Origin of the sequence: Streptomyces anulatus (genome assembly GCF_014650675.1) — a bacterium.
GTDB lineage: Bacteria > Actinomycetota > Actinomycetes > Streptomycetales > Streptomycetaceae > Streptomyces > Streptomyces anulatus.
On sequence record NZ_BMVK01000002.1, the window covers coordinates 507,210 to 519,447 of the forward strand.

The window sequence follows — 12,238 nt, forward strand, 5'->3', positions numbered from 1 at the left end:
CCTCCCGGGCCGGTCAGTCCAGCGGTACGGACGTGCGCAGCGGGTCGCGCAGGTCCGTACCGTGCGTCAGCCACCGATCCTGGAGCTCCTGCGCGCCGCGCACCCGCTTCCAGGCGGCCTCGTTGTGCGTCATCGGCAGCAGCGGCAGGAAGCGCACCGGGTCCATCGGCTCGTCCAGCTCCAGGTCCTCCACCAGACCGCCGGACTCGGCGACCAGCACCGAGGTGAACGGCGCCCCGGTCCACAGCGGCTCCCCCAGGTCCAGCGAGGCGCCGGCGGCCACGATCAACCCCTCGACCTGCGGGGACGCGGCCAGCACGGCGAGCGGGCGCAGCACCTGGTCGGTGTCGGCGAGCCCGCCCCGTACGGACAGGATCAGCTCGGCGCGGGGGCCCTTCACCGGGTCGGCGAGCGGAGAGGTGGGGTCGGCCATCGGCTGACCGGACATGCCGAGCGTCGCGTAGCGCACCACGTCCCCGTCGAGGAAGCGCAGCACCTCGATGCGGTCGGTGCCCAGGAACGTCACATCGGCGCGGGCGTCCGGTTCCCCCAGGGCGGAACGGAGCCGGGCCTCGACCAGAGCGAGAATTTCTGCCATGCCGCGAGCATAGATCGCGTAGGGAATGGGCAAAGTACGGGATTGGGCCTGGGGCGGCTGATAGCCTGGCCGCCGGTCGGGACAGCACGCAGAAGCGTTGCTCTTCTTCGTCCCGACGACACGTCGTCCCCCACGGGGGACCGGCCGGAGGAGGTGGGGACTGCTATGGATCCAAGTCGACCGTGCAGTACCAACCGCTCTTCCGCGCCTCGTATTTCCCGTTGATCCGACGCCTCGTCGGTCGCCCGGTGCCGACATCGCCGTCGTGTCCGGATGACTCCTCGACAGCAGTTCGCGCGACGGAAGAGCCCTTCGTTTTTGCCTGTCTGTAGCGAACGCCGTCATCGCGCCCGCGCGGTGCCGCCCGCTTTGCGGACGTGAGCGCACGTCCCCATTCCGGGCTGTTCCACGCCCTCGCCGACGGCCCTCCGTGAAGGAGCCAGCCATGTCGATGATCCGTGACCTGCGCGCCGCCGTGCGCCCGTCCCTGCGCCCGTCCCTCCGTAAGAACAGCGCCCCCTACAGCGCGTACGACCCCACCCGCGACCCGTCCGCGTCCAGCGCCGTCGTCGACTGCGCCGTCTACCGCGACGGCCGCCGGCTGGCGACGCCCGCGACCCCGACACCGCACGAGGCGATGCTCCAGGTGCGGGAGGAGGGCGGCTTCGCGTGGATCGGTCTGCACGAGCCGACCGAGGCCGAATTCGCGGGCATCGCGCGGGAGTTCGGGCTGCACCCGCTGGCCGTCGAGGACGCCGTCCACGCCCACCAGCGGCCCAAGCTGGAGCGCTACGACGACACGCTGTTCACCGTCTTCAAGACGATCCACTACGTGGAGCACGCCGAACTGACCGCGACCAGCGAGGTCGTGGAGACCGGCGAGGTGATGTGTTTCACCGGCCGGGACTTCGTCATCACCGTCCGGCACGGCGGCCAGGGCTCCCTGCGCGCGCTGCGCCACCGCCTCCAGGACGATCCGGAGCTGCTCGCCAAGGGCCCCTCCGCCGTCCTGCACGCCATCGCCGACCATGTGGTCGACGGGTACATCGCGGTGGCCGAGGCGGTGCAGGACGACATCGACGAGGTGGAGATCGATGTCTTCTCCACCCCGGCCAAGGGCAGCCCGCGCGGTTCGGACGCGGGCCGGATCTACCAGCTCAAGCGTGAGGTGCTGGAGTTCAAGCGGGCCGTCTCGCCGCTGCTGCGGCCCATGCAGCTGCTGAGCGAGCGGCCGATGCGGCTGATCGACCCCGACATCCAGAAGTACTTCCGCGACGTCGCCGACCACCTCGCCCGGGTCCAGGAAGAGGTCCTCGGCTTCGACGAACTGCTGAACTCGATCCTCCAGGCGAATCTGGCGCAGGCGACCGTCACGCAGAACGAGGACATGCGCAAGATCACCTCCTGGGCGGCGATCATCGCCGTGCCGACGATGATCTGCGGCGTCTACGGCATGAACTTCGACTACATGCCCGAGCTGGAGTGGAAGTACGGCTATCCGCTGGTGCTGGGCGTCATCGGGGCGGTCTGTTTCTCCATCCACCGCATCCTCAAGCGCAACGGCTGGCTCTGAGCGGTGCCGGTGGGTCTAGGCTCGCGCCCATGACTGACGCCGCCGCGCCCGATGCCGCCGCCGACCTGCTGGAGAGGGCCCTCGTCGAGGAGGCCACGAAGAAGTCCGGTCTCGTCTGGGTACGGGGCGACGGGCCGGCCCGTGCCGTCTGGCACGTCTGGCACGACGGCGCGGCGCATCTGGTCGGCGGCGGGCCCGGCGAGCAGCCGCTGCCCGAGGGCCTGGCCGACGGCGGCCGCGCCGAGGTGACCGTACGCAGCAAGGACAAGGGCGGCCGTATCGTCGCCTGGAGTGCGGTGTCCCGTTTCCTTCCGCCGCACTCCGAGGAGTGGGAGGCGGCCGTCGCCGAGCTGAAGGGCAAGCGGCTGAACGCGCCGGACGCCGAGTCGATGACGGAGCGGTGGGCGCGCGAGTGCACCGTGGTGCGGCTGACGCCCGAGACCGTCAGCACCGCGCTGCCGGACACCTCGCTGGCGGCCGTCCCGCTGCCGACCGGGGCGACCACCCGGAAACCCGCTCCGGCGGCGCTCCCCCGGCTGCTGCTGAAGCGTCGCGGGAAGCGCTGAGCCGGGCCCCGTGAGATGAGCGGGGCCCGGCCCGGCTCAGCCGGAGGACTTGGGGAGCTGGCCGCCGTAGTCGACGGTGTCGTCCTCCTCGGGCGCCTCCAGGGGGAAGGCCTGCCCCCAGTCGGCCAGCGTGACCGTGCCCCCGCCGCCGCCCCGGGCCACCCGGACCGGATACGGCTGGTCCTCCAGGGAGACGTCGAACGCCCCTCCCTCGCCCTTGCCGCCCAGGATCTGGATGGTGCGGTGCCCGGCGACCGTGTCCCGGCCGCCCTTGTTGACCTTTCCGTTCAGCGCGAGCAGCCCGTCGAGCAGGACCTTCTTGTCGGTGAAGCCGCGCAGCTGGCGGTAGCTGGGGTCGCCCTCGGGGACCTTCACGTACTTGCCGCCGAGCTTGTCGGCGGCCGCCACGTCGGAGGACCCGTCCGCGCCGCCGCCGCTCTCCTCGTGGGTCCAGAACTCGGCGGGCGCCTTCAGATAGAGCTCGTCGTCGACCCGCAGCAGGGCGAAGCTCTGCTTCTTGGAGGTCACCGAGCCCATGCCGCCCTCCGCGTTGAGCTTCATCTCCAGCCGGTAGGTGCCGCCCTTGCTGACGAGCGTGCCCGACAGGCGTACGGCACTCGCCGCGTCGGCCGCCGCTCTGGCCTTCTCGTCGATCTCGGCCGCGGAGAGTTTGGCGACGCCGTTGGTCCCCTTGTCCGGGTCCTCCTCCGTGCCGCAGGCGGCCAGGGCCGCGGTGAGCCCTCCGCACAGCACGAGAGCGAGGGCGGTCCGGCGATGGTTCCGCACGGCCGGGGCGAAAGAGGTCACGGGCGCACTGCCTCTCAACTGCGATCGGGGGTGGCAGACGGCAGCGTACCCGGGAGGCGCGCACCGTCCGGCAGCCAGCCGTACGGACGGGTCCGCCGGGGCGCGGTGCGGCGGTACGGGCTAGCCTGATCCCGGCGTACCCGTCGAAATCCGCTGGTCGGCGGCGTCGGTCCGGGAGGTCGGGCGGAGCGTACGGACACGGTGGACACGGACGGACGAAGGAGGTCGAGGATGGCGGCAGTCACCCCCCGGGTCTTCGTCTCGCACCTGTCCGGCGTACCCGTTTTCGACCCGAACGGGGACCAGGTCGGCCGGGTCCGCGATCTGGTGGCGATGCTGCGGGTCGGCGGACGGCCGCCGCGCATCCTGGGCCTGGTGGTCGAGGTGATCAGCCGCCGGCGGATCTTCCTGCCGATGACCCGGGTGACGGGCGTCGAGTCCGGCCAGGTCATCACCACCGGAGTCGTCAACATGCGGCGCTTCGAGCAGCGGCCCACCGAACGTCTCGTCCTCGGCGAGTTCCTGGACCGGCGGGTGCGGCTGGTGGACGGCCCCGGCGAGGACGGTGAGGAGGTCACCGTCCTGGACGTGGCCATCCAGCAGCTGCCGGCCCGTCGCGACTGGGAGATCGACAAGTACTTCGTCCGCAAGGGGCGCGGCGGGGCGCTGCGCCGCAAGGGCGAGACCCTGACGGTGGAGTGGTCGGCGGTCAGCGGCTTCTCGCTGGACGAGCACGGCCAGGGTGCGGAGAGCCTGGTCGCCACGTTCGAGCGGCTGCGGCCCACCGATGTGGCGAACGCCCTGCACCACCTCTCGCCGAAACGCCGGGCGGAGGTCGCCGCCGCCCTGGACGACGACCGGCTCGCCGACGTCCTGGAGGAGCTGCCCGAGGACGACCAGGTGGAGATCATCGGCAAGCTCGCCGAGGAGCGGGCCGCCGACGTCCTGGAGGCGATGGACCCCGACGACGCGGCCGACCTGCTCTCCGAGCTGCCGGAGGAGGACAAGGAACGGCTGCTGGCGCTGATGCGGCCGGACGACGCCGCCGACGTCCGGCGCCTGATGTCGTACGAGGAGCGGACGGCGGGCGGTCTGATGACGACCGAGCCGATCGTGCTGCTGCCCGACGCGACGGTGGCCGACGCGCTGGCCCGGGTGCGGCAGGCGGACCTGTCCCCCGCGCTCGCCGCACAGGTGTACGTGTGCCGCTCCCCCGACGACACGCCGACCGGGAAGTACCTGGGCACGGTGCACTTCCAGCGGCTGCTGCGCGATCCGCCGTTCACCCTGGTCAGCTCGATCGTCGACAGCGACCTGGTGCCGCTGTCGCCGGACACCCCGCTGCCGACGGTCACCAGCTATCTGGCCGCGTACAACATGGTCTCGGTGCCCGTCGTGGACGAGACCGGTTCGCTGCTGGGCGCGGTGACCGTGGACGACGTCCTGGACCACCTGCTGCCGGACGACTGGCGCGAGACGGATCTGCACGGGGAGGAGGGGATCGGTCATGGCGGGCGATGAGCGGGCGAAGGCGGCGTCGACCGGTTCCTCGGGCCTGGTGCGGCCCCCGCGCACCCGGCTGGACCAGCCGAAGGACCCGCGCCGGCGGCTGCTGCCGGAGTACGACCCGGAGGCGTTCGGCCGGTTCTCGGAGCGGATCGCGCGCTTCCTGGGGACCGGGCGGTTCATCGTCTGGATGACGCTGATCATCATCATCTGGGTGCTGTGGAACATCTTCGCGCCCAAGGATCTGCGCTTCGACCAGTACCCGTTCATCTTCCTGACGCTGATGCTGTCGCTCCAGGCCTCCTACGCCGCGCCGCTGATCCTCCTCGCGCAGAACCGGCAGGACGACCGCGACCGGGTCACGCACGAGCAGGACCGCAAGCAGAACGAGCGCTCCATCGCCGACACCGAATACCTGACGCGGGAGATCGCGGCCCTGCGCATGGGCCTGGGCGAGGTCGCCACCCGGGACTGGATCCGCTCGGAACTCCAGGACATGGTGAGGGACATGGAGGACCGGCAGGTGCTGTTCCCGGCCGAGAGTGACGAAGGCGACCGCTGAAGAGCTACCCGCCCGTAGTGCTCCGCGCCGTAACATCGTCTGTATGGCTACGGAAGACGCGGTGCTTGAGGCACTGTCGACAGTGAACGACCCGGAGATCCACCGCCCGATCACCGAGCTGGGCATGGTGAAATCGGTCGAGATCGATCCTGACGGTGTAGTCGCTGTCACGGTGTATCTCACGGTCTCCGGCTGTCCGATGCGCGAGACGATCACCCGGAACGTGACCGAGGCGGTCGCCCGGGTCGAGGGCGTCTCGCGGGTCGAGGTGACCCTCGACGTCATGAGCGACGAACAGCGCAAGGACCTGGCGAGCTCGCTGCGCGGCGGCACCGCCGAGCGGGAGGTGCCCTTCGCCCAGCCCGGCTCGCTGACCCGGGTGTACGCGGTCGCCTCCGGCAAGGGCGGCGTCGGCAAGTCCTCGGTGACGGTGAACCTCGCCGCGGCGATGGCGGCCGACGGTCTGAAGGTCGGCGTCGTGGACGCGGACATCTACGGGCACAGCGTGCCCCGGATGCTCGGTGCGGACGGCAAGCCCACCCAGGTCGAGAACATGATCATGCCGCCGTCCGCGCACGGCGTGAAGGTCATCTCCATCGGCATGTTCACCCCGGGCAACGCGCCCGTGGTCTGGCGCGGCCCGATGCTGCACCGGGCGCTCCAGCAGTTCCTCGCCGATGTGTACTGGGGCGACCTGGACGTCCTGCTGCTGGACCTGCCGCCGGGCACCGGCGACATCGCGATCTCGGTGGCGCAGCTCGTGCCGAACGCGGAGATCCTGGTCGTCACGACCCCGCAGCAGGCGGCGGCCGAGGTGGCCGAGCGGGCCGGATCGATCGCCGTGCAGACCCACCAGAAGATCGTCGGCGTGGTGGAGAACATGTCGGGCATGCCGTGCCCGCACTGCGACGAGATGGTCGACGTGTTCGGCTCGGGCGGCGGCGCACGGGTCGCCGAGGGGCTGACCCGCACGGTCGGCGCCGAGGTGCCGGTGCTCGGCTCGATCCCGATCGACGTACGGCTGCGCGAGGGCGGCGACGAGGGCAAGCCGGTCGTCCTGTCCGACCCCGACTCCCCGGCCGGCAGCGCGCTGCGCTCGATCGCACAGAAGCTGGGCGGCCGTCAGCGCGGCCTGTCGGGCATGTCGTTGGGCATCACCCCGCGCAACAAGTTCTGACGCGCCTCGGAGCGACACAGGGCGGGCCGGTGGTCATCCGGCCCGCCCTGTCGCGTTGCTACGCGTACGTCTCGATGTCCTTGATGGCCGCGAAGCCGAGACCGTACGCGCTCATGCCCCGCCCGTACGCCCCGATGTGCACGCCCTCGTGGGCGGATCCGGCGAGGACCCAGCCGAACTCGGACTCGCGGTAGTGGAACTCCACCGGCACCCCGTCCACCGGGAGGGAAAGCGTCGACCAGGGCGCGCTGCCGAGGTCGTCGGCGAGGGTGAACGCCGTCTCGGTCTGCTGGTCCAGCCAGTCGTCGCGCAGGGTGTGGTCCATCTGCGGCGGCCAGGTGTACGCCAGCAGGCCGGAGCCCGCGAGCCAGGCGGCCGAGGACACCGTGGTGGCGTCCAGCACGCCCGTGCCGTCGCCACTGCGTCTCACCGGGCTCGCGGCCACGGTGATCACCGCCGCGAACCGCTCCTTGTCGGCGGAGCCGTCCGACTTCACCGATGGCTCGTCGCCGTGCCCCGTCGCGCCGTGCTGCACCGTGCCGTCCGCCGCGGTACCGACCTGCATCAGCCAGCGCGGGCCGGTGAAGGCCTCGTCCAGCCCGTACCAGGGGAAGGTCGCTCCCAGGTAACCGTCGACGGTACGCCGCTTCGCCGGCACCGCCTCCGCCGTGGCCGTGCCCGGGACACCGTCCGTATCAATCCGACTCGTCGTCTCCATCTGCGCGGCCGCCTCCTCGATCAGTCATGATCCGGAGCGGCCCGCCCCCCGCGGGCTTGGGCATCCTCGCAACCGGACAGATGGAGAATAGCCATACCGTCCGGGCGAGTCGGGATTGACCGGGGTCAGGTGGCGTCTGCGTCGAACGGCGGGCGCTCGGGCTGCGTCTGCTGCGGGGTCTTCTTCAGCAGGTCAGGAGCGGTGTCGCCGGTCTTGGTGAGGCTGGGCGCCGAGCCTTCCGCCGACGCGCCCGCCGAGCCGTTCGCCGCACTGTTGGCGGTATCGGCCGCGGCCGGGGTGCGCCCGTTGACCGCGTCGGTGACGTCCGACAGGTCCTTGCGCAGGTCGAAGCTCTCGCGGATCTCCTTCAGCCCCAGGTCGTCGTTGCCGTCCATGAGCTGCTTGCGGACGAACGTCTTGGGGTTGAGGTCCTCGAACTCGAAGTCCTTGAACTGCGGGCCCAGCTCCGAGCGGATGTCTTCCTTGGCGCTGTCCGAGAACTCGCGGATCTTACGGATGGTGCGCGTGACGTCCTGGATCAGCTTGGGCAGCTTGTCGGGGCCGAAGACCAGCACGGCCAGCACCCCGAGCGTCAACAGCTCCAGTGCGCCTATGTCATTGAACACCTTGCTGCTCCTCGTGTTCTCCGCGTGTTCTCCGTGCGATCGCGGCCCGGGTCTCCCAGCTGCCCGGACCGCTCAAAGGTACCTGTCGAAGGTGTCCGGGCGGTACCTCGCGGTGGCCGTCACGTGCCGCTCGCCGAGCCGAGCGTCAGGGTCACCGTCCGCTCCTCGCCGCCGCGGGTCAGCTTGAGGTCGAGGTCGTCGCCGGGCCGGTGGGCTCGGATCTTCACGATCAGCTCCTCGCCGCTGTGCACGCGCTGGCCCTTGACGTGGGTGATGACGTCACCGGACTTGATGCCCGCCTTGGCCGCGGGTCCGTCCTTCGCGACGGCGGGCGCGCCGTCGGCGCCCTTCGTGCCGACCTTGGCCCCGTCACCGGTGTACTTCATGTCCAGCGTGACGCCGATCACCGGGTGGGTGGCCTTGCCGGTGCTGATCAACTCCTCGGCGACGCGCTTGCCCTGGTTGATGGGTATCGCGAAGCCGAGCCCGATGGAGCCGGACTGGCCGCCCGCCTCGGGGCCCCGGGCGCTGTCGGCCGCGCGGATGGCGCTGTTGATGCCGATGACATGGGCCTGGGTGTCGACCAGTGGTCCGCCGGAGTTGCCCGGGTTGATCGGGGCGTCGGTCTGGAGGGCGTCGACGTAGCTGATGTCGCTGCCGTCGCCCTTCTCGCCGCCCGCGGTGATCGGCCGCTGCTTGGCGCTGATGATGCCCGAGGTCACCGTGTTGGACAGGTCGAAGGGGGCGCCGATGGCCACCACCGGGTCGCCGACCTGGACGTTGTCGGAGTTGCCGAGCGGCAGGGGCTTGAGCCCGGAGACTCCGCGGACCTTGACGACCGCGAGGTCGTAGCCGCTGTCCTTGCCGACGAGCTCGGCGGACGCCGTCTCGCCGCTGCTGAACGTCACGGTGATGTCCCCGCTGGACCCGGCCGGGGCGACGACGTGGTTGTTGGTGAGGATGTGGCCCTGGCCGTCGAGGACGAAGCCGGTGCCCGTGCCGGACTCGGCGGTGCCGCTGACGTGCAGGGTGACCACGCTGGGCAGGGCGCTGGCGGCGATGCCCGCGACGCTCTCGGGGGCCCGGTCGCCGTTGTCGCGGTCCGCCTGCGGCAGCTCGACGGTGGTCAGCCCGCCGTTGCGCTCGATGTACGCGCCGACCCCGCCGCCGATGCCACTGGCGACCAGGGTCAGCAGGAGCACCCCCATGAACGCCCCGCCCCGGCGCTTCTTCCTGCGGCCGGGGTCGGTGCCCTCGGGGGGTCCCGGCCGGGTCAGCGGCTGTCCCGGAGCGCCCCACGGGTCGTACTGGAGCCACTGGGTGTGCTGCTGTGCGTGCGGTTGCGGCGCCGGGTGCGGGGCGGGGGCGGGGTGCTGCGTCTGGTGCCCGGGGGCTGCCTGCGGCTGCCCGGGGGCTCCCTGCGGCGGCTGCGGTGCGTGGGCGGCATGCGCCGGGTGGGCCCCGGGGGCCGTCGTGTGCTGGGCGGGCGCCTGGGGCTGTGCGTGGGGCCCCGGCGGCGTGAAGCCGTCGGCGGGCTGGGCGTGCGGGGCCGTGAAGCCGTCGGCGGGCGCGGACCGCGGTGCCGGGGAAGGGGCGGGCGGCGACGCGGGGGCCGGGATCCCGGCGCCGTTCGTCGCGGCGTACTGCTGGGACGGGCCTCCGGCCCCCGGCGGTACGACGGTGCCGTGGGCCGGGGTGGGCCGCTGCACCGGCGGGGCGGGCGCCCAGGGGCCGGGGCCGCCGTAGGGCGGGGTGCTGTACTCGTCGGGCTCGTGCAGCGGGGACCCGGACGGGCGGGGGCGCGGAACCTCCTGGCCGCCGTGTTCCTCCGGCCGGACGGAGGCGTCGGAGGGCGGAACCGGGGTGGTGTCCGGGGCCGGGGTTGTGTCCGGGGCCGGGGGCGAAGCCGGTGCCGGAGCCGCGTCCGGGGCTGCCGGCTCGCGGTCCTCGGCCGCCGGAGCGTCCGACGGGGCCGGCCCGCTGTCCGGCTCCGTGCGGTCGGCACGCCCCGCCGTGGGGCGGCTCCACCACTTCGCCTGCGGCCCGGTGGGCTTCCCGTCGTCCATGCTCTCCCCGCAACTGGCCTCTGTACGCCCCACCGAGGCGTCCCTCACCGGAATTCAACCAGGTTTGCGAATCCCCGCGCAGGGTCCGGTCAGGGCCGGGGCGAAAGCGGGCTCGCCAGATCGTTGGCCGGCGCGCCCGGGGGCGGCCCCGGGGAAACCGAGGAGGGCACCGTCTTCGGCGCCGCACCGCTGCCGAGCGCCGCCGCCAGCAGCGGGGTGCCGGACATCGTCGGACGTATCAGCGGCGACACGGACACATTCAGCACGGGGAGCGTGAAGGGGTGACCGCCCGAGGTCTGGACACCGAACAGCGGCGGCGCGGTCGGCGGCCCCTGCCGGTTCACCGGAGGGGTGACGACGGGAACCACCGGTGTCGCACCGGTGAGCGACGGGGGCACCCGGTTCGTTCCGGCCGGGGCCGTACCGGACACGGGCTGCCCGGCCGCCCGGCCGTCGCCGGTCACCGCGAGGGCTCCGCCGCCCCGGCGGCTGACCGCTTTCGCGCCGCTCTCGGCGCGGGTCGCGGCGTCGAGCGGGGTGACGTTGTTCCCGGCGCCCTCGGCGCGCAGGGAGGATTCGGGGCCGGAGTCCAGCGGCAGGGTGCCGCCCAGCGCGATGGCCGCGAGGGAGACGGCGCTGGCCGCGGCGAACGCGAAGCGCCGCCCGCGCCAGGGCGAGCGGTCCGCGTCGCGGGCCACCTCGTGTATGCGGAAGACCGAACCGGACGCGGGGCCGCCGGGCAGCACGGCGGTGGAGCCGTGGGTGGCGGGGAGGTATCCGAAGCCGTCCAGGGGGGAGGACGCGGTGTCGGCGCGGGTGCTGCCGCCGGAGGGCCGCAGCCCGGGGAAGAACTCGTCGGCGAAGGGCCCCCGGCCGCCGAACGGTCCGCCGGAGCCGGTGTCGTCGCCGCCAGGACCCCCGGGAAGGCCCTGCAGGCGGGCCAGGAAGCCCTCGGAGGGCGAGGGCGAGGTGGACATGGCGAAAGCGCTCTTGAGGCGACGCTGGGCATCGGCTTCGGCCTTGCACTTGGCGCAGGTCGCCAGGTGGGCCAGGACCCGATCGCGGGCGTCGTGTTTCAGCTCGCCGTCGACCAGCGCGGCGAGGCGGTCCCCCAGATGCGCTTCCGCGGGGGTGGGTCCTGTGCCGCTCACGCCGTTCCGCCCTCCCCTGCCAGGACCGCGTCCGCCAGGGAGCGCTGCTCGGCGCGGGCCTCGGGCGAACGGTGCTTGAGCGCCTTGCGCAGGTGGGAGCGACCGCGGTGGATACGGCTGCGGACGGTGCCGAGCTTCACCCCGAGGGTCGCGGCGATCTCCTCGTAGCTGAGGCCCTCGATGTCGCAGAGGACCACGGCCGCACGGAATTCGGGCGCGAGGGTGTCCAGCGCCTGCTGCACGTCGGCGTCGAAGTGGGTGTCGTTGAAGACCTGCTGCGGGGACGGCTCACGGCTCGGCAGGCGCTCGGCCGCGTCGTCGCCGAGCGAGTCGAAGCGGATGCGCTGCTTGCGCCGGACCATGTCCAGGAAGAGATTGGTCGTGATGCGGTGAAGCCAGCCCTCGAAGGTGCCGGGCGTGTACGTCGACAGCGAGCGGAACACCCGGACGAAGACCTCCTGGGTCAGGTCCTCGGCGTCGTGCTGGTTTCCCGTCAGCCGGTAGGCGAGTCGGTACACACGGCCGCTGTGCGTGCTGACGATCTCTTCCCATGAGGGCGGGGTCCACGCCTGAGGATCCGCATCAGAGGCGAAGGTCGCGGTCGGTGCGGAGTCGTCGGAAGAACGGTCAGCAATGTTGGTCACGGATTTCGGCTCACCGGCCGACCTGAGGAGACGCCGCAGCATCCCTCCCCGGTCCACAGGCGCAGCCGCACCTCCCCTATCGGCTCTGGTGGTGTCCAGTGGAGCCCCTACCATAGCCACCTCGCCCGTTAGCTCCGGATAAGCCTTTTTCCCTGATGGGGCCGGGCGTCGCCCGGGACTTTCCCGCAGTTCGCCGGTCCGGTCCGCGGACCTGCTCACTGCGCTTTCCCCACAGCTTGCACAA

The 12,238-nt window shown here is 72.0% G+C and carries 12 protein-coding genes; 5 read left to right on the forward strand and 7 right to left on the reverse strand.

Translation table 11 applies throughout. The features are described 5' to 3' along the window. Positions 1–13 precede the first annotated feature (13 nt). Entirely contained in the window at positions 14–598 is a 585-nt protein-coding gene (locus IE272_RS06970; protein WP_190006463.1) for a suppressor of fused domain protein, read from the reverse strand. Between the two features lie 445 nt (positions 599–1,043). On the opposite strand from IE272_RS06970, the gene IE272_RS06975 reads away from it, so the two are divergent. Then, positions 1,044–2,171, forward strand: coding sequence for a magnesium and cobalt transport protein CorA (locus tag IE272_RS06975; protein WP_057665652.1), 1,128 nt, complete (start codon positions 1,044–1,046; stop codon positions 2,169–2,171). A 29-nt stretch (positions 2,172–2,200) separates the two neighbouring features. Continuing rightward, positions 2,201–2,737, forward strand: a complete 537-nt coding sequence (locus IE272_RS06980) for a hypothetical protein (RefSeq protein WP_190006464.1) — start codon at positions 2,201–2,203, stop codon at positions 2,735–2,737. A gap of 36 nt (positions 2,738–2,773) precedes the next feature. Here the strand turns inward: IE272_RS06980 and IE272_RS06985 are convergent, their stop codons facing one another. Beyond that, a complete protein-coding gene (locus IE272_RS06985) occupies positions 2,774–3,544 on the reverse strand; it encodes a hypothetical protein (protein ID WP_050360560.1) in 771 nt (256 codons plus the stop codon). A 231-nt stretch (positions 3,545–3,775) separates the two neighbouring features. On the opposite strand from IE272_RS06985, the gene IE272_RS06990 reads away from it, so the two are divergent. The 3 genes from IE272_RS06990 to IE272_RS07000 are packed head-to-tail and all read left to right on the forward strand — an operon-like array spanning position 3,776 to position 6,789. Further along, positions 3,776–5,065, forward strand: a complete 1,290-nt coding sequence (locus tag IE272_RS06990) for a magnesium transporter MgtE N-terminal domain-containing protein (RefSeq protein WP_050360561.1) — start codon at positions 3,776–3,778, stop codon at positions 5,063–5,065. Further along, positions 5,052–5,612: a DUF1003 domain-containing protein gene (locus IE272_RS06995; protein WP_050360562.1), complete on the forward strand. Its 561-nt coding sequence runs from the start codon at positions 5,052–5,054 to the stop codon at positions 5,610–5,612. The genes IE272_RS06990 and IE272_RS06995 overlap by 14 nt, the downstream gene beginning before the upstream one ends. Positions 5,613–5,655: 43 nt before the next feature. Continuing rightward, positions 5,656–6,789, forward strand: a complete 1,134-nt coding sequence (locus IE272_RS07000; protein WP_073740090.1) for an Mrp/NBP35 family ATP-binding protein — start codon at positions 5,656–5,658, stop codon at positions 6,787–6,789. A 58-nt stretch (positions 6,790–6,847) separates the two neighbouring features. Here the strand turns inward: IE272_RS07000 and IE272_RS07005 are convergent, their stop codons facing one another. The 5 genes from IE272_RS07005 to sigE form a co-directional block, all read right to left on the reverse strand. Further along, positions 6,848–7,507 carry a hypothetical protein gene (locus IE272_RS07005; RefSeq protein WP_047178650.1) on the reverse strand — a complete coding sequence of 220 codons (660 nt, stop codon included), beginning with the start codon at positions 7,505–7,507 and terminating at the stop codon, positions 6,848–6,850. Between the two features lie 125 nt (positions 7,508–7,632). Then, complete coding sequence (locus IE272_RS07010) at positions 7,633–8,133, reverse strand: sec-independent translocase (protein WP_007446823.1); 501 nt, start codon at positions 8,131–8,133, stop codon at positions 7,633–7,635. 119 nt (positions 8,134–8,252) lie between these two features. Continuing rightward, a complete protein-coding gene (locus IE272_RS07015) occupies positions 8,253–10,199 on the reverse strand; it encodes a trypsin-like peptidase domain-containing protein (RefSeq protein WP_190006465.1) in 1,947 nt (648 codons plus the stop codon). 89 nt (positions 10,200–10,288) lie between these two features. Further along, positions 10,289–11,350: an anti-sigma factor family protein gene (locus IE272_RS07020; protein WP_056700749.1), complete on the reverse strand. Its 1,062-nt coding sequence runs from the start codon at positions 11,348–11,350 to the stop codon at positions 10,289–10,291. Then, entirely contained in the window at positions 11,347–12,036 is a 690-nt protein-coding gene (gene sigE, locus IE272_RS07025) for an RNA polymerase sigma factor SigE (RefSeq protein WP_079044258.1), read from the reverse strand. The genes IE272_RS07020 and sigE overlap by 4 nt, the downstream gene beginning before the upstream one ends. Positions 12,037–12,238 lie beyond the last annotated feature (202 nt).

Coding starts and splice junctions, on each gene's coding strand:
- IE272_RS06970 (WP_190006463.1), bottom strand. CDS start 598: ATGGCAGAAATTCTCGCTCTGGTCGAGGCCCGGCTCCGTTCCGCCCTG.
- IE272_RS06975 (WP_057665652.1), top strand. CDS start 1,044: ATGTCGATGATCCGTGACCTGCGCGCCGCCGTGCGCCCGTCCCTGCGC.
- IE272_RS06980 (WP_190006464.1), top strand. CDS start 2,201: ATGACTGACGCCGCCGCGCCCGATGCCGCCGCCGACCTGCTGGAGAGG.
- IE272_RS06990 (WP_050360561.1), top strand. CDS start 3,776: ATGGCGGCAGTCACCCCCCGGGTCTTCGTCTCGCACCTGTCCGGCGTA.
- IE272_RS06995 (WP_050360562.1), top strand. CDS start 5,052: ATGGCGGGCGATGAGCGGGCGAAGGCGGCGTCGACCGGTTCCTCGGGC.
- IE272_RS07000 (WP_073740090.1), top strand. CDS start 5,656: ATGGCTACGGAAGACGCGGTGCTTGAGGCACTGTCGACAGTGAACGAC.
- IE272_RS07005 (WP_047178650.1), bottom strand. CDS start 7,507: ATGGAGACGACGAGTCGGATTGATACGGACGGTGTCCCGGGCACGGCC.
- IE272_RS07015 (WP_190006465.1), bottom strand. CDS start 10,199: ATGGACGACGGGAAGCCCACCGGGCCGCAGGCGAAGTGGTGGAGCCGC.
- sigE (WP_079044258.1), bottom strand. CDS start 12,036: ATGCTGCGGCGTCTCCTCAGGTCGGCCGGTGAGCCGAAATCCGTGACC.